Source organism: Nocardia sputi (genome assembly GCF_023501985.1).
This window is the reverse complement of sequence record NZ_JAMFLC010000023.1, coordinates 114,586-138,268: the sequence shown is the minus strand read 5'-3', so window position 1 is coordinate 138,268 and position 23,683 is coordinate 114,586. Positions and strand designations below refer to the sequence as shown.

Genomic DNA, 23,683 nt, shown 5'->3' with positions numbered 1-23,683 from the left:
CGGGGTACTCGGAGGCGGCTACGGTGTGGTGAGCGCCTCGACGACGGCGGAACCGAAGGCGATATCGTCGGTACTCGCCAGCCGGGTGTAACTCCCACCGGTCTGCTGCGCCACAGCCTGGAGTGTCTGGGTGCCGCTGCCGCCGAGCACGATGACGTCGACGCGCACCGGTCGGGCACGGTCGGTCGCCGCGGCGATGTCGGCGGCCAGCTGGGCGCCGGTGACCGTGGAATCGTCGTCGGGCCCGTCGGTGATCAGCAGCACCGAATTGGTGCGGCCCGGCGTGTACCCGGTGGCCGCGCTCTTGTACGCCGCGATCAGGGACGGGTACGCCTGGTCGGATTTGCTCTCACCGGGCCGCACTGCGCTCAGCGCGGTACTGATCTTCGTCCGCTGGTCGGGGCTGAGCGAGGCGGTGGCGGCCGCCACCCGGTACGGGTTGTTGCCGTCGAGGTTCTTGCCGAAGGTCCATACCCCGAGGCCGAAATCGGGTGGCATGACCGTCATGGTCGAGTTCAGGGCGGCCAGGACGTTCGCCAGTCGCGTCGTCGCGCCCTCGGCGGTCCCCATCGACGCCGACACGTCGACCAGGACCGTGGACCGCACGCCGAGAACGGGATTCGCCAGGGTGGCGCGTACCTTGTCGAGTGCGGCGCGGGTCGGGACGGCGGCCGTGGTCTGCGGCGCACCGCCGAAACCCGCGGTGACGAAGGCCTGGGCCTGCTCGGGCCTGCGCAGGTAGTCGGTGAATCGCCCGGCGATGAGGTTCTGCGTCTTGTCCACCCAGGCGCCGGACATCAAGGCGGCCGGATAATCCGCTACCGGCGCCGATCCGGCGGGGCGGAATGCGACGACGCCGGGCAGGCCTCTGAGTTGCTGTTCGGTAGCCACAATCGCGTGCATCGGCGCGTCCTGCGTCGTGATCTCGGTCAGCGCGGCGGCGGTGTCCGAGACCTGCGGTGCGTCTGCGGCGAGCCCCGAGACAGCGGCGACGACCTGACCGGACTGCGCCGCCTGCTCGCTGAGCGGCTCGGCGCCCGACACCGCGGACCCGACCGCCGCGGCCGCGGCCAGCGTGGCGTCACCCGCGGGCAGGCCCAGCCGCAGCCCGCCCCATCCGCTCAGCCCGATCTCGCCGAGCGAACCCTGTTGCAACCGGGGCAGATCCGCCCAGGAGGCCTCCGCCTGCTCCAGTGCGCGGTGCAGTTCCTCCGGCACCGCCAGCACGATCGGACTGGCGGCGATCGATACCGGCGCGCCCTCGATCAGGCCCGGGACGCGCATGGATTCGATCGAACGGGTCGAATCGGCGATCCACAGCGCCGGTTGCGGCCCGAGCGCCTGATCCCACGGTTTGCCGCTGGTGAACGCGGCGACGATCGCCTCGGAGGGCTGCGCCGTCACGGTGACCCGAGCGCAGTGGTCGCGCACTTTGGGTTGGGTGGCGTTGTAGCTGTCCGCGACGGCCCGCACCTGCGCCGCGATGCTCGGATCGGCCGTCACATAGAGGGTCGCGGGCCCCTCTACGCATTCGGCCGCCGCCGCGCTGTCCTGGCTCGCCGCGCGATCGCGCAACTGAAACCAGCCGACGACGATCGCGGCCAGTAACGCAACGGCGACCATCACGATAACCGGACCTTTGCTGACGCCCCGGGACCTGGTTCCGCTGCGATGAGTGCCCACGCGCCTCAGTGTATGGTCACCGGCTCCCGACGAACTCGGCAAGGCTCCCCTGCCCGGGAGCGAGCCGGTTGGCAGCACCGGCCCGCCGTCGCACCGGAAGCTGCGCGACGACGGAACCTCAGTGGCGGATCACTCGTCCGCGGTCGAACTCGTGCCCGCCCCAGACACCCGACTGCCCGGTGCGCGCGGCGAAGTCACCGCACGCGTCCCGGATGGGGCAGCGCGCGCAGACCTCCCGCGCGTAATCGAAGTCCTGCGAGGGGTACGGGAACCAGGCTTCGTGGTTGGGGTCGCCGCGGCAGGCCGCCCGGTGCCACCCTCGGGAATCCGAGAGCGGGAGCAGGTCGGCCAAGGTCAGCTCCGCGACGGCGGTGGTCTCGGTGCGCGTCATCGCGATCTTCTCCTTTCTCGGGTCGTGGTCAGGTCGCGGCGAGTTGCTTCCAGATCCGGCGCTGCTGCCGGACCTGATGGGTGGGGGCCTTCGGCTCCCAGAGCAGGCGCATGCCCGCCTCCTCCGGGGTGCGGTCCGCCTTGGCCGCGTTGCACGGCGCGCAGCAGGCCACCAGGTTGCTCCAGGTGTTCGGGCCGCCTCGCGACCGCGGCCGGATGTGGTCCACGGTGCGCGCCCACCCCGCGCAGTAACCGCAGCGGTTCCTGTCGCGGCGCAGAACGCCCGCCAGCGTGGCCCTGCTCTCGTCGTGTACCAGCACGGTGTGCTCCAGATACACGTAGCGCAGCAGCCGAATCGTCTGTGGCAGTACGAGTTCCACGTGCCGCGACCGGATGGGGAAGTGCGGCTCGCGGTCGGCGACCGACTCCGCGGCTCCCGCGACCAGCAGCACCACGGCCCGATCGGCCTTGATCTCGTCGAGCGCCTCGTAGGAGGCGTTCAGGACGAGGACCCCGGTGTGTATCCAGTTGTCGGCGGTTATCGCCGCCTGATCGGCGGCACGGCGGAACGTCATGGGAATCACCATGTTTCGTGCGGAATGGAGCGAAGGAGGAGAGGAATTCGGCGATCAGCCGAGGGCCTGGAGGCGGCTGTCGCCCGGTTTGCCGTGCGGTGCCCGCATCGGTTCGCCGAACGCGTAGCCCACGGCCGACGGTCGCGCCGTCTCGGCATCCATTCGCTTCGTCGTATCCGGAATCACTGCCGCCCCTCCTCTCCACTGCTCGGCGACCACCTCGAGGCGGTGGTCGTTGTCGAAACACATGGTGGCACAGCGCACCCGCCGTTGTCGGGTCATTTTTCGGCGGTGCGGCCGGGGCCGCCGGGCGGCCGCGCCGCGATCAGACCGGTCGCAGTTCGGCCGCGCCGAAGGAGACGTCGAACCGGTCGCACCAGATCGCGACGCTGGTCAGCTGTGCCAGGTCGGCGTCGGCGGGAACGGTGTAGTTCTGGTCGCCCTGGTTGCCTTTGAGCTCGCCCAGGTCGGTGTGCGCGCCGTCGTCGAAGACGAACCACCCGTCGCGACCCTCACGCACCGGCGCGTCGGTGAGCCAGACGTGCAGGTCAGGGCCATCGGAGGTGTCGAGATTCTCCAGCCGCAGCACCGTGCCGCCATCGGGCAGCCGCAGCACCACGACCGAACCCGAGGTGGCGTGCTCGTGGGAGACGAACGCGCCCCGCGCGATGACCCGCGGCTGCGGCGGCGCATCGCCCGGGCGCGCCGGCGCGGCGGACGGCGCGGCCTCGTGGACGGTGGTGTCGGTGAACAGCCGCCACGGCTGGAATGCGGCAAGCCCCACGCCGAGCCCCGCCACCAGCAGCACCGCCACGGCCCAGGTGATCGGCGATCGAGCGATCCTGCGTGCGGATACCATGACTTCTCCTCGCAGCGTGGTCGCGCGACCGGTGCAGGTCACTGTGCAGAGGTTTCGCCCTCCATCGCATTATGGGGGCCAGCGGTGGCGGCGTCGACGAATCGGAACGATGTCATCCGATCGGGGAGTGCCCGAGCGGAAACACGCCTCCCTGCGCTCAGAGGTTGCCGACGACGTGCTCCAGACGCCGGGCGACCAGTTCGCGCGCCTTTTCGCGCAGCGCGGGCCGGTAGCCGCTCGGGTACACCGGGTCGCAGGGGGCGTAGTCCTTCAGGACCTCTTTCGCGAGGGTGACCTTGTGCACCTCGGTGGGGCCGTCGGCCAGCGCCATCACCTCGGCGTAGGTGAGCATGTCCACGAACGGCAGGTCTTGGCTGACGCCGAGCGCGCCGTGCAGGTGCAGCGCCCGCTGGGCGATGTCGTGCATGACCTTGGGCATGGCGACCTTGATGGCGGCGATGTCCTTGCGCACCTTCTTGTAGTCCTGCTCCTTGTCGATGCGCCACGCCGTGCGCAGCACCAGCAGCCGGAACTGCTCCATCTCGATCCAGCTGTCGGCAATGCGTTCCTGGGTCATCTGCAGTCCGGCGAGCGTGCCGCCGCGCATCGGGCGCGACACCGCCCGCTCGGCCATCATGTCGAACGCCTTACCGACCATGGCGACCGTGCGCATCGCGTGATGCACGCGGCCGCCGCCCAGTCGCGTCTGCGCGACGACGAAGCCCTGGCCCTCGGCACCTAGCAGGTGGTCGGCGGGAACGCGGACGTCGGTGAACCGCAGATGGCCCTCGTGCTCGCTGAACCCGGCGACGTGGAAGTTCTTCACAATCTCCAGACCGGGGGTGTCGGCGGGCACGATGAACATCGACATGCCCTGGTACGGACCGACGTCCGGGTCGGTCACCACCATGACGATGTGGAAGGCGGCGAATTGGGCGTTGGAGTTGAACCACTTCTCGCCGTTGATCACCCAGTCGTCGCCGTCGCGCACCGCGCGGGTACGGAACAGTGTCGGGTCCGAGCCGCCGGTCGGCTCGGTCATGACGTAGCAGGAGCCGATCTCCCCGGCCAGCAGCGGCTCGAGATAGGTCTTCTTCTGCTCCGGTGTGCCGTAGTGGGCGAGGATCTCCGCGTTGCCGGAATCCGGTGCCTGGCAGCCGAATACCGACGGCGCCCACACCGAGGTGCCGAGCACCTCGTTGAGCAGTGCGAGCTTCATCTGCCCGTAGCCGGGGCCGCCCAGTTCCGGTCCGAGGTGGCAGGCCCACAGGCCCTGCTCCTTGACCCGCTCCTGCAGCGGCCGCAGCAGCGCCATGGCCTCGGTGTCGGTGCGGTCGTACGGATTGAGGTAGAGCAGATCCATCGGCTCCACCTCGGTGCGGACGAACTCCGCCGCCCAGTCCAGCTTGCGCTGGTACTGCGGGTCGGTCTCGAAATCCCAAGCCATGGTCAGCCTTTCGTGTCCCGCGCGGTGCCGGTCACCACGCCGTCGAGCAAAGTGGTCGCGAGGATGTCGGCGATCTCGCCGGGCGAGCGGTCACCGTGCGGGCGGTACCAGAACGACACCATGTTCAGCATGCCGAGCACGCTGTTGGTGACCACGTGGTCGTCGGTGCGCAGCAGCCCCGCCGCGTGACCGGCGTCGACGACCCGCTGCCAGCAGTGCTGCACCCGGTCGCGCAGGTCCTGCAGTTGCGCGGCGCGCTCGCCGGTGAGCGCGCCGACGTCGCGCACCTGGATGGCCACCTCGCGCTGATGACGGATGATCAGCCGCACGTGACTGTGGATCAGCTCGCGCAGCTTGGTGACCGGATCGCCGGGCCCGTCGGCGATCTGTTCGGCATCGGCCAGCATCAACTGGATATAGTCGCGCAGGATCTGCCACAGCAGTTCCTCTTTGGAACCGATGTGGTAGTACAGCGCGCCGCGTTGCACGTCGGCACGTTCGCCGATCTCGGCTACGCCGGTGCCGTGGAAACCCTGTTCGGCGAACAGGTCGATCGCCGCTCCCACGATCCGCTCCCTGGTATCGCTCGCCGTCGATTCGGCGGCGGGCGGGCGGCCGCGCCTGCGCGACGGAGCGGTCATCGCGACGGATCCAGAACGATTTTGCCCACCCCGTCGGCGCGCTCGGCGAACATCCGGTACGCGGCGGGCCCTTCGGACATCGGGAGGTGGTGAGTGACCACGGCTTCCGGCCGCAACCTGCCGCCCGCGGTGAGTTTCAGCAGCGCGGGCAGTTCGTACTGGATCGAACACAATCCGATGTGGAACTCGAGGTCCTTCACCTGCGCCGCCATCAGATGGAACGGATAGGCGCGATTGTGGCTCACGCCGATCACGCTGACCCGGCCGCCGTGTCCGACCGCGCTGATCGCCAGCTTGATGGTCTCGTCCGCCCCGACCGCCTCGATCGCGACATCCGCTCCGCCGCGCAGTGTTTCGCGGATCGCGAGTTTCGGGTCGTCCGACTCGACCGGCTCGGCGCCCAGGCCGGCGGCGCGCTCGCGGCGTTCGGCCAGCAGGTCGACCCCGAGCACCCGCGCCGCGCCCATCGCGAAGGCCGACTGGACCGCCATGAGACCGACCGGCCCGAGCCCGATCACCACCACGGTGTCGCCCGGCGCGATCCGGGCTCGGCGGGCTCCGTACCACGCGGTGGGCGCGTTGTCGGTGAGCGCTACGGCGGCGGTGTCGCTCACCTCGTCGGGCAGTTTCGCCAGATTGCCCGCGGCGTGCGGGACGGCCAGCGACTGGGCCTGACACCCCGCCAGCGCGCCGCCGAGCCCGTAGCAGGCGTCGACCGGCAGCGGGTGGCGAGCGCAGGCGGTGACCTTCCCGGCGCGGCACTGCGGGCAGCTGTCGCAGCCTGCCGAGGCCGCGACCAGCACGCGGTCGCCTACCGATAACCCGCGGGTGTGCGGCCCGAGTTCGACGATCTCGCCGACCGCTTCGTGCCCCACGCCGTACCCGGCGCCCGCGACGAATCCGTGTCCGCCGTAGATGTGCAGATCGCTGCCGCAGATGCCCGCCGCGGTGACCCGGACGATCGCGCCGTCGGGGCCGGGCAGAGCGGGTTCCGGTCGATCGCTGTAAGAAATATGCTGCGGACCTTCGTAAGTCAGCGCCTTCATCGCCAACCTCCGTCGACCGCGAGGGTGGCGCCGGTGCAGAACGCCGAGGCGTCGGTGGCGAAGAACAGCGCCGCCCCGACGACCTCCTCCGGTTCGCCGACGCGGCGCAACGCGTTGTGCTCGGCGAGTTCCGCGCGCAGCTCGTCGGGCCACGCCGTGGCGATGTCGGTGGCGAATGGGCCGCACTGGATGGTGTTGACCCGCACGGTGGGAGCGAACGTCTGGGCAAGCCCGCCGGTGAGCGCGTTGAGACCCGCCTTCGCCGCGGAGTAGGGGACCGCGAACGGCTCCGGCCTGGTCGCCTCGATCGAGGAGATGTTGATGATCGAGCCGCCGCCGTCAGCCGCCATGCGGCTGCCGATCAGGGCCGACAGCCGGAACGGGCCCTTGAGGTTCACCCCGATGACCTTGTCGAACAACGCCTCGGTGACCTGGTCCAAGCTCGGGTACAGCGGCGAGAGGCCCGCGTTGTTGACCAGCACGTCGACCCGGCCGAACGCGTCGTAGACGGTCTCCACCAAGGCGTCGCACTGCGACCAGTCGCTGACGTTGCAGGCCACCGGCAGCGCGCGGTGGCCGAACCGCCGCGTCACCTCCTCGGCGAGCGCGGCGCACCCGTCCAGTTTGCGGCTGGCGATCACCACATCCGCGCCCGCCTCGGCGAACGCGAGAACCATCTGCTTGCCCAGACCCCGGCTCCCCCCGGTGACGACGGCGACCTTGTCGGTGAGTGGCACCTGAACTCCTGCCTGTCTCTTAATGTTCCGATCAGTACATTAAATCGGGCGGGCGTTACGATCAAGCGGCCGGTCCGGCCGACCGCCGACGGCTCGACGACCCGACGGGTGAAGGACCAGCTCACCTCGGTGCGGCGGACGGATATGGGCAGACGGCCGGACGACCCGGCGCGCGGTAGCACCACTACCCACGGGTAACATGGCACTGTTTTCCCACTCGGCTTTTTCGGAAGTGAGGCAGTAGATGACAGAGCGGATTCAGGTCGGCGGGCTCCAGGTGGCACGCGTTCTCCACGAGTTCGTCGAGAACGAGGCGCTCCCCGGTTCCGGCGTCGATTCCGCCGCGTTCTGGGCCGGCGCCGAGCAGGTCATCAACGATCTCGCTCCGCGCAACCGCGCTCTGCTGGCCGAACGCGACGAGATCCAGGGCAAGGTCGACGCCTGGCACGCCGAGCACCCCGGCGCGAACTACGACAAAGCCGCCTACAAACACTTCTTGACCGAGATCGGCTACCTGCGCCCCGAGCCCGCCGATTTCCGGATCGCCACCCAGAACGTGGACGACGAGATCGCCGTCACCGCGGGCCCGCAGCTCGTCGTGCCGGTCATGAACGCCCGCTTCGCGATCAACGCCGCCAACGCGCGCTGGGGCTCGCTGTACGACGCGCTCTACGGCACCGACGCGATCCCCGAGGACAACGGCGCGGAGAAGGGCACCGGCTACAACAAGGTGCGCGGCGACAAGGTCATCGAGTGGGCGCGCAACTTCCTCGACGACTCGGTCACCCTGATCACCGGCTCGCACATCGGCTCGACGTCCTACAAGATCGTCGACGGCGAGCTGGAGGTCGGTTTGGAGGATGGCACCAGCATCGGTCTGGCCGACGCTTCCCAGCTGGTCGGCTACCTCGGTGACCCCGAGTCGCCGAGCTCGGTGCTGCTGAAGCACAACGGCCTGCACATCGAGATCCAGATCGACCCGCAGTCCCCGATCGGCAGCACCGACACCGCCGGCGTGAAGGACGTCGTGCTCGAGTCCGCGGTCACCACGATCATGGACTTCGAGGACTCGGTCGCCGCGGTCGACGCCGAGGACAAGGTGCTGTGCTACCACAACTGGCTCGGCCTGATGAAGGGCGAACTCGCGGAGAAGGTCACCAAGGGCGAGAAGACCTTCACCCGCACCATGAACCCCGACCGCGTGTACACCGCGCTGGACGGTAGCGAACTGGTGCTGCACGGCCGCTCGCTGCTGTTCGTGCGTAATGTCGGCCACCTGATGACCTCCGACGCGATCCTCGACGCCGAGGGCAACGAGGTGCCCGAGGGCATCATGGACGGGCTGATCACCTCGCTGATCGCCAAGCACAGCCTTGCCGAGGAGGTGAAGCTGAAGAACAGCCGCACCGGCTCGGTCTACATCGTGAAGCCGAAGATGCACGGGCCCGACGAGGTCGCGTTCACAAGCGAGCTGTTCGGCCGGATCGAGGACGTGCTCGGGCTCGAGCGCAACACCCTCAAGGTCGGCATCATGGACGAGGAGCGCCGGACCACGGTGAACCTGAAGGCCTGCATCCAGGCCGCCGCCGAGCGCGTGGTGTTCATCAACACCGGCTTCCTGGACCGCACCGGCGACGAGATCCACACCTCCATGGAGGCCGGGCCGATGGTCCGCAAGGCCGACATGAAGTCCCAGCAGTGGATCCTGTCCTACGAGGACTGGAACGTCGACACCGGCCTGGCGGCGGGTCTGCCCGGCAAGGCGCAGATCGGCAAGGGCATGTGGGCCATGCCGGACCTGATGGCAGACATGCTCACCCAGAAGATCGGCCACCCGCGCGCGGGCGCCAACACCGCGTGGGTCCCCTCGCCGACCGCCGCCACCCTGCACGCGACGCACTACCACCTGGTCGACGTGTTCAAGCGGCAGCAGGAGATCGCCAAGGGCGGCCGGCGCGCCACCGTCGACGAGATCCTCGAGATCCCGCTGGCCGCCGCGCCGAACTGGACCGACGAGGAGAAGCGCCAGGAGCTGGACAACAACTCGCAGTCCATCCTCGGCTACGTGGTGCGCTGGATCGACCAGGGCGTGGGCTGCTCCAAGGTGCCCGACATCAAAGACGTCGCGCTCATGGAAGACCGGGCGACCCTGCGCATCTCCAGCCAGCTGATGGCCAACTGGCTGCGCCACGGCATCGTCTCCGCCGACGAGGTGGTCGCCAGCTTGGAGCGGATGGCCCCGGTCGTGGACCGGCAGAATGCCGGTGACCCGAACTACCGGGCGATGGCCCCGGACTTCGCGGGCAGCATCGCCTTCCAGGCGGCCAAGGAGCTGATCTTGGAGGGCACCAAGCAGCCCAACGGCTACACCGAGCCGATCCTGCACCGCCGTCGCCGTGAGGCGAAGGCGCTGGCCTGCGTCTAGCCACCGCGCATCGCGAGTCCCCCGGTCCGTCGGCCGGGGGATTCGCGCATTCCCCGCTGATCAGGAGTTTCGACTCCCGTTTATCGGTCCGTTACCCTGGGTGCCGCACGAGATCGTCGATTTGTGAGGAAGATTTATGGGAAGCGTTGTGCTCGACATCGTGGCATTGCTCGCCAATCGCGCGGCGATGTTCTGGAATTGGATGGCCACCGGATCGTCGGGCTTCCCGCCACTGTGAGCGTGCGGCGCACGATCGACTTCGAGTAGTAGCGAATCCCCTGGCCAGGCACACTGGCCGGGGGATTTCGGCGATTTCGGCCGGATTCGCCCAAACGTTCCGGAATGTTTGTTTTCACACTGACCGGCCCAACTGTGCCGTGACAGCAAGTTCTCATCGGCTCGCCGTGAATTCAACAGGCAGCGCGGTGCCGACCACACGAACTCGGGCGCGCTGCTTCGGAATTGGACGTATACCGGTCCCGCGGCTTTCGTCGCCGCTGTCCTGACCGCCGCGTCGCCGTGACCGGCCACGGGCCGGGCGCTTTCGTCACCGATCCCGCGCGCGAAACCGCGACCCCTCGTATCTTGAACACGTGAACTCCGCAGGGTCGTCGCGCACACGGTCACGTATTCCTCGTTGGTTCGTCTTGTGGATGGGGCTGCTGACCGCCTTGGTCGCGCTCTGCTGCGCGGCGCTGTTCTGGCAACTCGCCGCCGAGGGCACGTTTCCGACCCTCGTCGTGCTGTGGGTGGTCCTCGGTGTGCTCGGCGGGATCGCCGTCCTGTTCGGACTGCTCGGCCTGCTGCGCTACCGCGCGCTGTTCCACAGTCTCGCCTCGCCCGTGCTCATCGGCGTACTCGTGGCGCTGACGCTCTACGACGTCCCGGAGGACACCGGATGGCGGCTGTCGCGCGGCATCCTCGAAGACCAGGCCCTCGACTGCGCCCACCCCGGCCACCGCGGCCGTCTGGGCGTCTACACCATCACCTTCATCACGCCCCGCGACGGCGGCTGCCTGTTCTACACCCAAGCGGGAGACTCGAATTCGGAAGGCTTCGCCTACTTCCGCGACCCGGCCACCCCGCCCCATCTCGGTCCACCGGCCACCAACGGCATCGAATACGCCGCCTTCGACGGCCAGTGGTACCGGTTCGTCGACACTCACTGATCCCGATCGCCGAAAACCTCCTCGAGCGTGTGGGCCGTGGCGGCGCGGGTGATCCAGGCGGTGAGGCGGGCGTCATCGGTGCAGGCGTTGATGTCGGAGGCCAGCGCTGCGGGGACGTCGAATCCGCGGGCCGCGAGGACGGTCAGCAGTGCTTTGGCCTCTCCTTCGGCTTTACCTTCGGCTTTGCCCTGGGCGATTCCTTCGGTTATGCCGTCGGCGTACAGCTGCTTGAAGTACTGGCTGTAGTACGGGGACGTGTCTGTCGTCATCAGCATCTCCAGGAAGTGCCGGGCCGCTGCTTTGGGCAGTGCGGCCAGTACCAGGTCAATGTACCTTTTGCCGTCCGCGGAGTCGTGCGCTGTCGCGGCGAGGGCGGTGAGAATCGAATCGCGTTCCGGGTCGTTGCGGTGGGCAATGGCGGACAGGGCGGCCAGGTCGGGGCGCGCGAGCGCGGTGGAGGTATCGCTGACGACGGGCACGTTGGCCGGGCTGAGAACCATCGGCGACAGGGTGAATCCGGGCGCGACAGTGATCGGACGGCGGCAGTGGCCTGCGGCGCGCTCGTTCGGGCACACGACGACGAGCAGGACCAGGCAGCGCAGGCGAGCTCGCAGAGTCGTCAGGTAGACCGGCCAGCTCCACGCTTTGTCGTCGTCGCGTTGCAGTTGCACCTCGACGACGATGCCGAGGACAGGGACCTCGGCCTCGGTGAGCGTGACCACCAGGTCCGCGCGATACTCGGTCGGTTCGATGTCCGGTAGGTCGCCCGAATCGACCCGTGCGTGATCGAATTCGGGAAGGGATAGCCCGAGTGTGGAGATCAGGAGTTCGGCGACCAAAGTCGGTCTGCGCCGGACCAATTCGATGAGGACTTCGTGTACCGACGAGGGCATGGCGGGGACGGTACCGATAGCCACCGACAGGTTCGGATGAGGTGGGTCACCATTCGAAGGGCAGCGGTTGGCGCGGTTCGATCCAGAGGGCTTCGGCGAGCGCGCAGAGGGTGCCGTCGGCTCGGGCCAGTGCTACGCCGACCGTGTGTTTCCGGCCGTTCTCGGAGATGGGCCAGCCGTAGGAGAGGTAGGGGTCGCCGGTGCGGACGGGCTCGAGCTGCGTGGCGGTGAGGGCGGCGGTGACCGCTCCCGGCTGCATGTCACGCAGAGCCATCGCTGCCCAGCCGCCGGGACAATCCAGAGCGGCCCAGACGTTCTCGGTGGAAAGGAGGCCATCGGGGCCGCCGAGAGCGGGATCGGGTGTCCAGGCGGCGACGACCATGTCGTGCGTGGACATCGCCCAGGGCGACAGGCGCAGGCCACGGCCCGGCGCGCAGGCGGCGCCGCAGCCGTAGCAGCGGCTCATCTTGCGCAGCGCATCGGCGGTCGCTCCTGCGGCTCGGGCTTGCGTCCAGGAAGGCGCGGGCCGCGGCGTGACCGCAAGCGTCGACACGGACGCTTCAGCGAGGACTTCGCCGTCCGGGTCGGTGAGGCTCGCGCCGCCGGAGTCGTCGGCGGCCAGCATTACGGGGGTGTCCACGGCGATTCTGCGCCGGAAGTCGACGCGCACCTCCGCGGCGCCACTCGCCGCGGCCAGCAGCCCTGCCACGTACCCGCCGAAGGCCACCCCCGGATAGCCGCGCACATGCGCGGGCACCGTGAACGCATCGGTCCGAATCATCTCTCGCCCAATCTCTGCGGCCGTTGCGCCGACGATACCCGCGCGGAACGAACGGTTTGTTGCCGGGCGACCGGCCAGGCGACGCGGCCACGCCGAGTCGCGTCATGTCCGCGCAGGTCAGCGGCAGGCCGGAATTCCCGCGCGCTCGATGCTGTTGCGCCGAGACGTGACGAAAGCCGGAATGAACGTACTGGTCGTGTACGCCCACCCGAAGCCGGACTCACTCACCGGCTCGCTGAAAGACGTTGCCGTGGGCCAGTTGCGGGCGGACGGACACGAGGTGCGGATCACCGACCTCTACGCGATGGGCTGGAAGGCCGCCGCCGACACCGACGATTTCGGCGGGGTCGAGGAGCCCAACTTCATGCTGGCCTCGGGCGTGGCCTACCGCGGCGGGACGCTGAGTCCCGACATCCGCGTCGAGCAGGAGAAGCTGCTGTGGGCCGACGCCGTCGTCCTGCATTTCCCGCTGTGGTGGTTCGGCATGCCCGCGATCATGAAGGGGTGGGTGGACCGCGTCCTCACCTGCGATTTCGCTTATGGCGCCGGAGGCAAGGCGCTGCCCAGATACGGGGCGGGCGTACTGGCGGGCAGGCGTGCGATGCTCGTGGTCTCGGTCGGGGGCAAGCAGCCGTCGTACTCCGATCGCGGAATCAACGGCCCGGTCGATGATCTGCTGTTCCCCATCCACCACGGCATTCTCTACTACACCGGCATGGACGTGCTGCCGCCGTTTCTGGTGCACGGCACGATCGGGCTCGGCTCCGCGCGCTTCGACGAGGTCGCCCACGACCTTCGGCAGCGGATGACGGATCTGGCGGAGCTGGAGCCGATCCGCTACCGCCCGCAGAGCGGGGGCGACTACGACCGGAGTTTGCGTCTCGAGCCTGGGCGCGAGAGGCGAGGCGCGACCGGATTCGGGCTGCATGTGGCGTCGTGACCCGGCGGTCAGGGCAGTGGGGCCGCCCCGCGCTGGGTGAGCATCAGCCCCATCATCCCCGCTTCCTGGCCTTGCCCGTGGATCATGGAACGCGCGATCTCCTTGACCGGTCCGGAGTGGAGACGATCGTCGGCGGCCTCGGCCATCGCGATTCCGCCTCGGTGGTGACGAAACATCAACTGGAGGAAGAGGACTTCCGCGTCGCGGCCTCGTGCGGCGGCCAACGCATCCAGCTCCGCGGTACTCGCCATCCCGGGCATGACCGGTGCGGGGGCGGTCGGTGCGACCGCTGCCGGGTGCCGATGCGCGGCTGCGGTGTGCATCCACGCCATCGGGTGCGCGGAGCTCGGGGCCGCGTCCGCCAGGCGCAGCCAGCCGAGCATGGTGCCGATCTCCATGCGCTGGGTGCGGTCGAGCTGCTCGGCCAACCGGGCGATCGCCGGATCGACCGAGCGGTCGAGCCGCTGCGCCATGAGCAGCGCCTGCTGGTGATGGACGGTCATATCCTGGACGAAGCCGATCTCGATCTCGTCGAGAAGCGTTGTCGCGGCGGGATGCTCCGGAAACATCAGTGGCCGCAGCCCGGCGCCGAGCACGAGCAGCGCGAAGGCCGCCGAAGCCAGGGCCGCGGTTCGCGCCCAGTGCCGCATCACTACGACCCGACGATCGACCGCTGGTCCGCCGGAGGCGAATACACGTCGTTGTCCAGTTGCAGCACCATGAATCCGTTGTCCGAGCACGCGACGTAGAGCTGCGAACCGCGCCATTCCGGCGGCGAGAAACACCAGTCGGTGGACACGTCGCCGAAGGCGAGACGACCGGTGCGCGGGGTCGTGGCGTCCAGCGGGTGGAATTGTCCTTCCAGTGCGGCGCGCACGGCGGGAGGCGCGCTCATCAGCGGAACGCCGATGAGGGAGGCGAGCGCGTGCGGCGAGTTCCACAGGCTCAGGTTCTGCCCGGTGCGGGCGGGCGGGTTGTAGTAGGCGATCTCGCGGATGGCGTAGGGGTCGCGGACGTCGAATACCCGGATGCCGGAGGACACCCATCCGCATGCCAGGGCGGTCGGGTTCTCCTGCCGGTCCGCGGCGCAGTAGTGCGCTTCGTAGGCGAAGGCGGAACCCCCCATGGCGGAGCCGATATTGCTGTCGATGTGCTGGGGCAGGTTGATCTCGAGCTTGATCTTGTTGACTACCTTGGGCGCGGTGTCGTCGGAGATGTCGACGAGTTTGACGCCCCCGGAGCCGCCTTCGTCGACGGTGTAGAGGTAGGGCTTGCCGTCGTAGCTGACCGGAACACTGTGCTGCGTCGCCCAGCCGTCGGTCCAGAACACCCGGCCGAGGTGGTGCACCTGCGGGTTCGGATCGCGGCGTTGCACCGCGCTGATGTCGAGGACGGTGAACCCGCCGAGGGCGGAGAGATACATCCGGTTGCCGTCGGGGCTGATGCCGAACCCGTGCGCCTCGATGCCGGTCACTCCCTGCCACACCACGCGCGGGTCGGCGGGGTCGGACAGGTCGACCGCGCTGACGAAACCGGGCGCGATCCCCGAGGCCCAGTAGGTGTTGCCGTCCGGCGAGAAGCCGCCCTCGTGCGTGATGATCGGCAGCGGCATCGCCGGATTCGTGCCGGGGCCGGGATTGAGCAGCCTCGGATGTGCGCAGTCGGAGACGTCGTAGACCGACAGGTAGCCCACGCCCGCGAGCAGCGGAACACCGGTCCCGACCAGCAGCTTCCGTTTGGTATTGACCTTGAGGCTCTCCCAGGTGCCCGCGAGCATGGCGGGTTCGGTCAGCGTGGCCGTCGGGCGCGGGGTCGCCGGATCGGACACGTCGAGCACTTGGACGCCGCGTCCTTCGCTGATCAGGGCGCCGGGAAAGAACGAGCCCAGGTAGGCGCAGTGCTCGAAGCTGGTGGAAGTGATGCCTGCGCCGCGCCCCGCGTAGCCGCCGACGAGGGAGATATTGCACCGGTAGCCCTGGGTACTGCGCCCACTGTCGCGGTCCGCGGCGGTGACGTCGCCTTGCAGGCCGTTCTCGGGTGCGGCGCCCGGTCCGCAGTCGGCGCGGGGCACCGAGGTGCGCCCGACATCGAGAAATTCCCGCAGTGTGTTCTGGATTTCCGAGTGCGGATCCGCCGAGGCGCTCACGGGCAGCAGCATGGCCGTGACCATGCCGATCGTGAGCAGGGCCAAGGGTTTGGCACGGCACAGACTGGCCAATGGGCGCATCATCGCGACCCCCAACTTCGTCTTTCGAGTTGACTACCCAGAGTGACTGGGACAGTCACCGCTGAGCTGACTGAATGGTAGTGATGCTCAACAACTCCGGTGTGGGTTTCGCCGATTCCGGTTCGGATTCGCGAAGTTTTCCGCTGTCAGCACGGTTGAGCTGATCCGGCGCCCTCGACCGCGGCGGAATCGACGTCCGACGCCAGAAGGTCGTCGCAGACACTCAGGAACGTCCGGCGCAATCCGGTTGCGCGCTGCGCCAACGCGGACTGAGCCCGGACGTACTCCGCCCGTCCCGCCGCGGTCTCGATGCGAACCGGTTCGTAGCCGAACTCGGCGAGGTCGTAAGGGCTGGCGCGCATGTCGAGTTCGCGAGCGGCGCAGGCCAGCTCGAAACAGTCCAGCACCAGTGCCGAGGAGATCAGCGGGACCAGCTTGAAGCCCCACTTGTACAAGTCCATGTTCGCGTGCAGGCAGCCCGGCTGTTCGCGGCGGAGCTGGTCGGCGCGGGTGAGCGGTTCGGCGTTGCGGCCGACGGCGTCCGGCGTGAAGAAGCGGTAGGCGTCGAAATGGGTGCACCGCAGCGACATCGATTCGACCACGGTGTCGGTTCCCGCTCGCCCGAGTCGCAGCGGCACCTTCTGGTGGCGGATGTCATCGGTGCGATACACCATCGCCCATTCGTGCAGGCCGAAGCAGGACAGCTGCGCGGGCCGGGATGCGGTGGCGCGTAACAGGTCGGCGACGAACGCGAGGGTGTCGCGGCGTTTGTCCAGGTAAGCGGGGTCGGCCGTGAAAACGTCGTCCGCAGCGGGATTGCCGGTGACGACGCGATGATATCCCCGAGCGCCGTCGTATTCGGCCGCATCCGCCAGGCCGATGCCGTATCCCGGATGCCAGCGCCGCAACTGGGCGGGTTTGTGTCCGTAGTAGGTGAACAAGAAGTCGATCACCGGGTGCGACGAACCTTGCGCCCGCCGCTCGAGATAAGGCCCGACCAGCTCGTCCAGCCGGGCCCGATGCGCGGCGGCGGATGCTCGCCACAGCGCGCCGGGCAACACCCGCATCACCCCACCCCTCGCAGTGCCGAGGTCGTCATTCGCCCACCCGGTGCGTCCCGTCTCGGACGGTGCCGACGAACTCCTCCACCAAGTCCTCCAGGGCGACGATGCCGGTCGTGTTGCCCCGGGCGTCGACCACGCGGCCGAGATGGCTGTTGGTGCGGCGCAATCGCGCCAGCGCCTCGTAGAGGGCGGTGCCCATGCCCACTGTCGGCAGAGGGCGGATATCGGTGCGCGGGATCGGCGTTGTGGGACCGGCGCTCTCGTCGGCGACCTTGTCCAGGACGTCCTTGACGTGCAGGTAGCCGACCAGTGAGCCGTCGCTCGCCCGTACGGGGAAGCGCGAGAACCCGGTTTCGGCGACGGCGAACTCGATGTCGCCGAGCGTGGTGCCGTTGCCGCGCAGCGGGATCGATCGGGTCGTGTCCAGCGGCACCATCACGTCGGCCACCACCCGCTCGCTGGTGCCGAGGGCCTGCGTGAGGCGGCGGTGCTCTTCCTCGTCGAGCAGCCCCTCGGAGCGGGACTCGCCGATCATTTCGGCCAGCTCGACCGTCGAGACGGTGGCCTCCAGCTCGTCCTTCGGCTCGATTCGCAGCAGGCGCAGCGACAAGTTGGCGGCCAGGTTGTAGAGCGCGATGAGCGGGCGGGCCAGCCGCAGCCACATCAGGTGCAGCGGCACCAGCAGCAGCGCGCTGCGTTCGGGCCCGGCCAGCGCGATGTTCTTCGGGATCATCTCGCCGAACAAGATGTGCAGGATGACGATGATGGTCAGCGCGATGGCGAACGCCACCGGGTGCAGCAGCTGATCGGGCAGGCCGATCAGCTCGAACGGCCCCTCCAGCAGGTGGGCGACGGCGGGTTCGCCGACGCGGCCGAGCAGGATCGAGCAGATGGTGATGCCCAGTTGCGCGGCCGCGAGCATGATCGAGAGGTTCTCACCCGCCCGGATGACGGTGTTCGCGTTGCGTTTGCCTTGTGCGGCCAGCGCTTCGAGCCGGTCGCGGCGGGCGGAGATGAGCGCGAACTCGGCGGCGACGAAGAAGGCGTTGCCTGCCAGCAGCACGATGGTGAGCAGTACGCCGAACACATCACCCATGGCTGTGCTCCTTGGTCGCGAGGGCGTCTGCGTCGACCGGGATCAGCCGCACCCGGTCGATGCGCCGTCCGTCCATGCGCTCCACTCGGGCGATCCAGCCGCCCTCGTCGTGGCTGTCGGTCATCGACCACTGCTGCGAACGGGGATTCGGCAGCACCACTTCGTCGCCCGTCACCGGGATGCGGCCGAGCTTGGTCAGGACGAGGCCGCCCAGCGTCTCGTACTCGCCCTCCGGGGCGTCGTATCCGGTCGCCCGGGAGACCTCGTCGATGCGCAGCAGCCCCGAGCAGTCCCATCCGTCGGAGACGCGCCGCACGTCGCGCTCCTCCTCGTCGTGCTCGTCCCGGACGTCGCCGAGGATCTCCTCGATGATGTCCTCCATGGTGACCAGGCCCGCGGTACCGCCGTACTCGTCCACGACAAGGGCGACCTGCATGCCGTCGGAGCGGACGCGTTCGAGCACCTCGTCGCCGTCCAAGCTGGCGGGCACGATCGGGACGGGCTGGGCGAGCCGGTGCAGGGGAATGGTCCTGCGCGCGTGCACCGGCCGGGTGAACGCCTGCTTGACGTGCACGAAGCCGAGAGTGTTGTCGAGGTCGCCGTCGATCACCGGGAAGCGGGAGTAGCCGGTGCGGCCCGCCGCGTCGATGAGATCGGCGATGGTGTCGTCCTTGTCGAGCGATTCGATCTTCACCCGTGGCGTCATCAGTTCCTCGGCGCTGCGCTCGCCGAACTGCAGTGAGCGGTCCATCACCTGGGCGGTGGGCTGGTCCAGCGCCCCGCGCAAGGCGGAGGTGCGCACCAGGGAGCCGAGTTCCTGCGGGGAGCGGGCCGAGCGCAACTCTTCGGCGGGCTCGACGCCGAGCCTGCGGACCACCCAGTTGGCGGTGCCGTTGAGGAAGTGGATCATCCACTTGAACCCCACCGAGAAGGCGATCATCGGTCCGGCGGTGACGCGGGCGGTCGCCAGCGGCTTGGCGATGGCGATGTTCTTGGGCACCAGCTCGCCGTAGATCATCGACAGCGAGGTGGCCAGGATGAGGGCGAGCGCGAGGGCGATGCCGTGTGCCGCGGATTCACTCAGCCCAATGCCGGTGAACACCGGATTCAGCAGCCTGGCCAGCACCGGCTCGGCGATGTAACCGGTGATCAGCGTGGTGATGGTGATACCGAGCTGGGCGCCCGACAGCTGGAACGACAGGGTGCGATGCGCCTTGCGGACCATCCGGGCGCGAACGTCGCCGCTGCGGGCGTGCGCCTCGACGGTGCTGCGTTCCAGCGCGGTGAGGGAGAACTCGGCGGCGACGAACAGGGCCGTGCCGACGGTGAGTGCGATGAACCCGATCAGGCTGAGCGCGGTGAGCGCGATCGACATCCTCAGCACCACCCGAACGGTGCTGGGACGGGGCCTGTGCGGAATAGGACTACTGCGGGGAGGGGGACGCCGGGTTCGTCACCCGGCTCGCTAGAGGAGCCCTCCTGTACGGCGCCCTCGGACGCGGGTGACAACTGGATCCTTTCGCAAACGAGTCGTGGTGCCGGTGTCCGGCAACCACCATGCTACCGGCCCACGTGCCGAGCGGCGTGGGCCGGTACCGGTGCGATGCGCGTGTCGGCGCTCACCAACCGCTGGGCAGCGGGCGTCCTTCGGCGAATCCGGCCGCGGACTGCACGCCGAGCACCGCCTTGTCGTGGAATTCGGCCAGCGTCCGGGCGCCCGCGTAGGTACAGGCGCTGCGCACGCCGGAGCAGATGTGGTCGAGCAGGTCCTCGACGCCGGGACGCTCGGGGTCCAGCCGCATCCGGGAACTGGAGATTCCCTCCTCGAACAGCCCCTTGCGCGCGCGGTCGAATTCGCTGTCGGAGGCGGTGCGGGCGGCGACGGCCCGCTTGGAGGCCATGCCGAAGCTCTCCTTGTACGCGTTGCCGTCGCGATCGACGCGCAGATCGCCGGGGGACTCGTAGGTACCGGCGAACCAGGAGCCGATCATCACGTTGGACGCGCCCGCGGCCAGCGCGAGCGCCACGTCGCGGGGATGGCGCACACCGCCGTCGGCCCAGATGTGCACGCCCAGTTCCTCGGCGGCGGCGGCGCATTCGGCCACCGCGGAGAACTGCGGGCGGCCGACGCCGGTCATCATCCGGGTGGTGCACATGGCGCCCGGCCCGACACCGACCTTGACGATGTCCGCGCCCGCCTCCGCGAGATCCCTGGTGCCTTCGGCGGAGACGACGTTGCCCGCGACCAACGGAACGCCGAGCCCGAGATCGCGCACCGCCGCGAGGGTTTCGAGCATTTTCGCCTGGTGACCGTGCGCGGTGTCGATGACGAGCAGGTCGGCGCCCGAATCCACCAGTGACTTGGCCTTGGCGGCCACGTCGCCGTTGATGCCGACCGCCGCCGCGACGCGCAGCTTGCCCGCGGCGTCGACGGCGGGCTGGTAGATGCCCGCGCGCAGGGCGCCGGTGCGGGTCAGCATCCCGGCGAGGGTGCCGTCCTCGGCGGTGAGCACGGCGAAGTCGGCGTGCTCTGCGTGCAACAGGTCGAACAGGTCACGCGGGGTGGTGCTCGCGGGGGCTCGCACGAAATCGGTCACCGCGACTTCCCGGAGCCGGGCGAAGCGGTCGACGTCGGCGCAGGAGGCCTCGGTGACCACACCCACCGGGCGGCCGGCGTCGACCACCACGACCGCGCCGTGCGCGCGCTTGTGCATGAGTGCCACCGCCTCGGAGACCGAGCGGTCGGGGTCGAGGGTGACGGGGGTGTCGGCGGTGAGCGAGCGGCTCTTGACGAACGCGATGGTGTCGGCGGCCGCGGTGATCGGCAGGTCCTGGGGGAGGACGACGATGCCGCCGCGGCGGGCGACGGTCTCGGCCATTCTGCGCCCGGCGACGGCGGTCATGTTGGCCACGACGATCGGGATGGTGGTGCCGGACCCGTCGCTGGTCGAGAGATCGACATCGAAGCGCGACGCCACGTCCGTCCGGTTCGGGACGAGGAAGAGGTCGTCGTAGGTCAGGTCGTACGGCGGCTGATGACCGGGGAGAAAGCGCACTCGACCGATCATATCCGCCGAGCCGATCGACGCGGGCTCTTCCGCGCGAGCCGCCTCAGGCGGCCGCTTGGGAGCGGGACAGCGAGACGGTGGCGGCGCACATGACGATCACCGCGCCCGCCGCGACGACGAGCCCGGCCGCATCGGCGCGCAACCGCTCGTCCAGCACCGCGAAACCGACGAACGCCGCGGCCAGCGGCTCGGCGATGGTGAGGGCGGGCAGCGACGCGGTCAGCGGCCCGGCTTGGTAGGCGCGCTGCTGCAGGTACACGCCGGTGCCGCCGGCCGCGATCAGCGCCCACGTCTGCCAGCCGCCGAGCACGTGGCCGAGACCGTGTTCGAACAGGTCGGTGACGTAGGAGGTGAGGGCGGCGGCGAGCCCGTACAGCGCGCCTGCGGCGGCGCCCAGCAGCAGCGCGCGCCATCCCGCGTCGTGCGCGGTGACGCCCGCCGCGGTGGCGGCGGCGATCAGGCCGAGCACAATGCCCAGCGGTAGGAGCCAATCCCGCAGCGGCGCATCGGCATTGCCCGCCGTCGGATTGCCGACGAGCAGGAAGCAGGCCAGCGCGGCGGTGAGCGCCAGCGCCGTCGCCCAGGTGCCCGGCGTCACGCGGCGGCGATTGAGCCGGGCGGACAGCGGCAGCGCGAAGACCAGTGCGCTCACCAGGATCGGCTGCACCAGCAGGACCGCGCCCAGGGCGAGCGCGGCGACCTGCATGGCGTATCCGCCCGTGTCGCCGCCGACGCCTGCCCACCAGCGCGGGTTGCGCAGCAGCGCGCGAACCAGCGACTCGCCCTCGGGCACCGCGGCCGCCGCGCGTTGTTGCGCGACCGCGGCGACCGCGAACAGCAGCGCCGCGAGCAGTGCGCAGACGACGGCGGCCGCCGGATGACTCGACACCCGATTAGTTTGCTGTTCGATTGCCTCGGGTCGGGGACTGCTGGGTTCGTACGGCGCGTCGCCGTGTCCGCCCCGGCGTGTCGCCGGAGGCGGGACTTGCGGCGCGGCTGGAGAACCCGCTAGTCGTGCCCGATCCGCGTGCGGGCGTGCTCTTGCCCGAGCCCACACCGCGGACCACGGTGCCGCCCGTGGCGGCTTTCGCGTTGCCACGGCGGCGCGCGGGCGCGGTGACCGGCTCGGCGCGGCCCGTCTCGCCCGACCGGCCCCGGGACTGTTTCCCGCCGCGGCCACCGGACGGCGCGTGCTCTGCGCGCCTACCCGGCTTGCGCCGCGCGGTTTTCGCCGGATCCGTGGCAGCAACGGGTACGGGCGCGGCCGCCGCCTCGACCGGAACGCCGGACGGGCGGCGCGCGCCGGTGATGGCGATCAGTGTGCTGTCGCCGGGACGCACCGCGACTCCGTCGATTTCGACGCCCGCCTTGCGTGCCATCGTCTCGACCTCGCGGCGCTCTTCGTCCATCACCAGCGTGACGACCACGCCGTCCTCGCCCGCGCGGGCGGTGCGCCCGGCCCGGTGCAGGTAGGCCTTCGGCTCCGGCGGCGGATCGACGTGCACGACGAGAGAGATCCCGTCGACGTGGATGCCGCGCGCCGCGACATCGGTGGTGACCAGCACCGGCACCGAGCCGTCGGCGAACGCCGCGAGGGTGCGGGTGCGGTTGTTCTGCGCCTTGCCGCCGTGCAGCGCGCCCGCGGCGATGCCCGCGCCGCGCAGTTGTTTGGCGAGCCGGTCGGCGCCGTGCTTGGTGCGGACGAACATGATGGTCAGCCCGTCGCGTGCGGCGATCTCGGTGGCGACGTTCCGTTTGGCCACTTTGTCGCCGACGTACAGCAGATGATGCGACATCGTGGTGACCGACGCCGAGGGCGGCGCGGTGGAATGCGTCACGGGCGAGCGCAGGTAGCGCTTGACCAGCTTGTCGACCTCCCCGTCCAGGGTGGCCGAGAACAGCAGGCGCTGGCCGTCGCGCGGGGTGCGGTCCAGCAGCTTGGTCACTTGCGGGAGGAAGCCCATATCGGCCATGTGGTCGGCCTCGTCCAGGGCGGTGATCATCACGTCGGACAGGTCGGCCGACCCCTGCGCGATCAGGTCGGCGAGTCGTCCGGGCGTGGCGATGAGCAGGTCGACACCGCGGGCAAGGCGGTCGGCTTGGCGCTTGATCGGAGCGCCGCCGACCACCGCGGCGACGCGCAGGCCGAGCGCGAGCGCCGGTTCGTCGAGCGCCCGCTCGATCTGCGCGGCCAGTTCGCGGGTCGGCACCAGCACGAGTCCGCGCGGGCGGCCCGGCTTGGCCGCGCCGCCCGACAGACGGGTGAGCATCGGGAGGCCGAAGGCCAGGGTCTTCCCGGAACCGGTGGGTCCGCGGCCGAGGACGTCCTTGGCTGCCAGGACATCCGGCGCCGTGGCGGCCTGGATCGGGAACGGCGTCTCGATGCCGTCGCGTCGCAGTGCCTGTATGAGCACGGCGGGCAGGCCCAGATCCGCGAAGGTCGCGGTGGGCTCCGCGGCGACGGTGGTCGAGGAGGTCACGAGGTGGGTGTGCCTTTCGTCGCACAGCGCGTTCGACACGAACGTGCTGTTCGGTGGGATGGAGAGCGGTGCACGATGCGGTTCACCGCGCTGCGGCGCGGGCGATGACGCGCGCCGGGTGGAGCGAGAGGTGTGGCCGGCCGAAGGTCAGCCGAACGTCCA

The 23,683-nt window shown here is 69.5% G+C and carries 22 protein-coding genes; 3 read left to right on the top strand and 19 right to left on the bottom strand.

Features of this window, described 5'->3' with window-relative positions; genetic code table 11:
- Positions 1 to 18 precede the first annotated feature (18 nt).
- The 9 genes from M8859_RS28230 to M8859_RS28190 form a co-directional block, all read right to left on the bottom strand.
- A complete protein-coding gene (locus M8859_RS28230; protein WP_159926542.1) occupies positions 19 to 1,623 on the bottom strand; it encodes a VWA domain-containing protein in 1,605 nt (534 codons plus the stop codon).
- A gap of 178 nt (positions 1,624 to 1,801) precedes the next feature.
- Positions 1,802 to 2,074 (bottom strand): WhiB family transcriptional regulator, encoded by a 273-nt coding sequence (locus M8859_RS28225; RefSeq protein ID WP_063019924.1) that lies wholly within the window; start codon positions 2,072 to 2,074, stop codon positions 1,802 to 1,804.
- A gap of 28 nt (positions 2,075 to 2,102) precedes the next feature.
- Complete coding sequence (locus M8859_RS28220; RefSeq protein ID WP_159926302.1) at positions 2,103 to 2,648, bottom strand: HNH endonuclease; 546 nt, start codon at positions 2,646 to 2,648, stop codon at positions 2,103 to 2,105.
- A 54-nt stretch (positions 2,649 to 2,702) separates the two neighbouring features.
- Positions 2,703 to 2,930 (bottom strand): hypothetical protein, encoded by a 228-nt coding sequence (locus tag M8859_RS28215; RefSeq protein ID WP_159926304.1) that lies wholly within the window; start codon positions 2,928 to 2,930, stop codon positions 2,703 to 2,705.
- A 43-nt stretch (positions 2,931 to 2,973) separates the two neighbouring features.
- Entirely contained in the window at positions 2,974 to 3,507 is a 534-nt protein-coding gene (locus tag M8859_RS28210) for a DM13 domain-containing protein (RefSeq protein WP_195071432.1), read from the bottom strand.
- A 157-nt stretch (positions 3,508 to 3,664) separates the two neighbouring features.
- On the bottom strand, positions 3,665 to 4,954 hold the full coding sequence (locus tag M8859_RS28205; RefSeq protein WP_159926308.1) for an acyl-CoA dehydrogenase family protein: 1,290 nt from the start codon (positions 4,952 to 4,954) through the stop codon (positions 3,665 to 3,667).
- A 2-nt stretch (positions 4,955 to 4,956) separates the two neighbouring features.
- Positions 4,957 to 5,595 (bottom strand): TetR/AcrR family transcriptional regulator, encoded by a 639-nt coding sequence (locus M8859_RS28200; protein WP_159926310.1) that lies wholly within the window; start codon positions 5,593 to 5,595, stop codon positions 4,957 to 4,959.
- The gene (locus tag M8859_RS28195) at positions 5,592 to 6,641 is read right to left on the bottom strand and encodes an alcohol dehydrogenase catalytic domain-containing protein (protein WP_249645068.1); all 1,050 of its coding nucleotides are present in this window, start codon (positions 6,639 to 6,641) and stop codon (positions 5,592 to 5,594) included. Before M8859_RS28195 ends, M8859_RS28200 begins: the two co-directional genes overlap by 4 nt.
- Positions 6,638 to 7,378, bottom strand: a complete 741-nt coding sequence (locus M8859_RS28190; RefSeq protein WP_195140003.1) for an SDR family NAD(P)-dependent oxidoreductase — start codon at positions 7,376 to 7,378, stop codon at positions 6,638 to 6,640. The genes M8859_RS28195 and M8859_RS28190 overlap by 4 nt, the downstream gene beginning before the upstream one ends.
- A gap of 244 nt (positions 7,379 to 7,622) precedes the next feature.
- Here M8859_RS28190 and M8859_RS28185 point away from each other — a divergent pair, with 244 nt between their 5' ends.
- Together M8859_RS28185 and M8859_RS28180 are read left to right on the top strand one after the other, a co-directional pair.
- Positions 7,623 to 9,803, top strand: coding sequence for a malate synthase G (locus M8859_RS28185; protein ID WP_249645067.1), 2,181 nt, complete (start codon positions 7,623 to 7,625; stop codon positions 9,801 to 9,803).
- A gap of 653 nt (positions 9,804 to 10,456) precedes the next feature.
- Positions 10,457 to 10,972, top strand: a complete 516-nt coding sequence (locus tag M8859_RS28180) for a hypothetical protein (protein WP_159926318.1) — start codon at positions 10,457 to 10,459, stop codon at positions 10,970 to 10,972.
- Here the strand turns inward: M8859_RS28180 and M8859_RS28175 are convergent.
- Positions 10,966 to 11,865 (bottom strand): hypothetical protein, encoded by a 900-nt coding sequence (locus M8859_RS28175; protein ID WP_249645066.1) that lies wholly within the window; start codon positions 11,863 to 11,865, stop codon positions 10,966 to 10,968. The two genes, M8859_RS28180 and M8859_RS28175, sit on opposite strands and share 7 nt — an antisense overlap.
- Positions 11,866 to 11,911: 46 nt before the next feature.
- A complete protein-coding gene (locus M8859_RS28170) occupies positions 11,912 to 12,646 on the bottom strand; it encodes a PaaI family thioesterase (protein ID WP_159926320.1) in 735 nt (244 codons plus the stop codon).
- Positions 12,647 to 12,827: 181 nt separating this feature from the next.
- Between M8859_RS28170 and M8859_RS28165 the strand changes: the two genes are divergently transcribed.
- Positions 12,828 to 13,586, top strand: coding sequence for an NAD(P)H-dependent oxidoreductase (locus tag M8859_RS28165; protein WP_249645065.1), 759 nt, complete (start codon positions 12,828 to 12,830; stop codon positions 13,584 to 13,586).
- 8 nt (positions 13,587 to 13,594) lie between these two features.
- On the opposite strand, the gene M8859_RS28160 is transcribed toward M8859_RS28165, so the two are convergent.
- From M8859_RS28160 to M8859_RS28125, 8 genes are all read right to left on the bottom strand, one after another.
- A complete protein-coding gene (locus M8859_RS28160) occupies positions 13,595 to 14,236 on the bottom strand; it encodes a DUF305 domain-containing protein (protein WP_249645064.1) in 642 nt (213 codons plus the stop codon).
- A gap of 2 nt (positions 14,237 to 14,238) precedes the next feature.
- A complete protein-coding gene (locus tag M8859_RS28155; RefSeq protein ID WP_321212610.1) occupies positions 14,239 to 15,816 on the bottom strand; it encodes an LVIVD repeat-containing protein in 1,578 nt (525 codons plus the stop codon).
- Between the two features lie 143 nt (positions 15,817 to 15,959).
- Entirely contained in the window at positions 15,960 to 16,880 is a 921-nt protein-coding gene (locus M8859_RS28150; RefSeq protein ID WP_249645063.1) for a 3-methyladenine DNA glycosylase, read from the bottom strand.
- A 28-nt stretch (positions 16,881 to 16,908) separates the two neighbouring features.
- Positions 16,909 to 17,973, bottom strand: a complete 1,065-nt coding sequence (locus tag M8859_RS28145) for a hemolysin family protein (protein WP_195071438.1) — start codon at positions 17,971 to 17,973, stop codon at positions 16,909 to 16,911.
- Positions 17,966 to 19,348 (bottom strand): hemolysin family protein, encoded by a 1,383-nt coding sequence (locus M8859_RS28140; RefSeq protein ID WP_195071439.1) that lies wholly within the window; start codon positions 19,346 to 19,348, stop codon positions 17,966 to 17,968. The genes M8859_RS28145 and M8859_RS28140 overlap by 8 nt, the downstream gene beginning before the upstream one ends.
- A 244-nt stretch (positions 19,349 to 19,592) precedes the next feature.
- Positions 19,593 to 21,029: a GuaB1 family IMP dehydrogenase-related protein gene (locus M8859_RS28135; protein WP_159926349.1), complete on the bottom strand. Its 1,437-nt coding sequence runs from the start codon at positions 21,027 to 21,029 to the stop codon at positions 19,593 to 19,595.
- A 55-nt stretch (positions 21,030 to 21,084) separates the two neighbouring features.
- Entirely contained in the window at positions 21,085 to 21,930 is an 846-nt protein-coding gene (locus tag M8859_RS28130) for a DMT family transporter (protein ID WP_249645062.1), read from the bottom strand.
- A 4-nt stretch (positions 21,931 to 21,934) separates the two neighbouring features.
- Positions 21,935 to 23,521, bottom strand: a complete 1,587-nt coding sequence (locus M8859_RS28125) for a DEAD/DEAH box helicase (RefSeq protein WP_159926353.1) — start codon at positions 23,519 to 23,521, stop codon at positions 21,935 to 21,937.
- Positions 23,522 to 23,683 lie beyond the last annotated feature (162 nt).